The sequence below is a fragment of the Acinetobacter sp. RF14B genome, from assembly GCF_006864105.1.
Taxonomy (GTDB): domain Bacteria; phylum Pseudomonadota; class Gammaproteobacteria; order Pseudomonadales; family Moraxellaceae; genus Acinetobacter; species Acinetobacter lwoffii_C.
This window is the reverse complement of the sequence record NZ_SMTB01000229.1, coordinates 1-538: the sequence shown is the minus strand read 5'-3', so window position 1 is coordinate 538 and position 538 is coordinate 1. Positions and strand designations below refer to the sequence as shown.

Below are 538 nucleotides of genomic sequence, written 5' to 3'. Positions count from 1 at the left end.
GCCCTGTCTGGTCTTATGCTGGCAATGGTTGCAGGTACTGCTTCTGCTGATATGGATGGTGGTCAGTTAAATATCAGTGGTCTGGTTGTTGATAACACCTGTGAAACCCGCGTTGACGGCGGTAATAAAGATGGTCTGATCCTGCTGCAAACTGCAACTGTTGGTGAAATCGATGCTGGCGTGCTGAATGACACCGTTGGCGCTAAAGCCAAACCTTTCAGCATCACCGTTGACTGCAGCAAAGCAAATCCGAATCCAGGTAGTACAGCTAAAATGACCTTCGGTTCTGTTTTCTTTGGTAATAGCAAAGGAACGCTGAACAACGACATGTCTATTAACAACCCGTCTGACGGCGTGAATATCGCTCTGCACAATATTGATGGTTCCACTATCAAACAGGTTCAAATTAACAACCCTGGCGATGTGTATACTAAAGCCCTGGATGCAACGACAAAATCTGCTGTTTATGATTTTAAAGCGTCTTACGTTCGTGCCGTCGCAGACCAAACAGCAACTGCTGGTTATGTAAAAACTAACA

At 45.5% G+C, this 538-nt stretch carries 1 protein-coding gene; it reads left to right on the top strand.

The window, feature by feature from the left end; translation table 11 throughout:
• On the top strand, nt 1-538 hold a 538-nt coding region (locus tag E2K52_RS14655; protein WP_151205711.1), incomplete at both ends, for a fimbrial protein.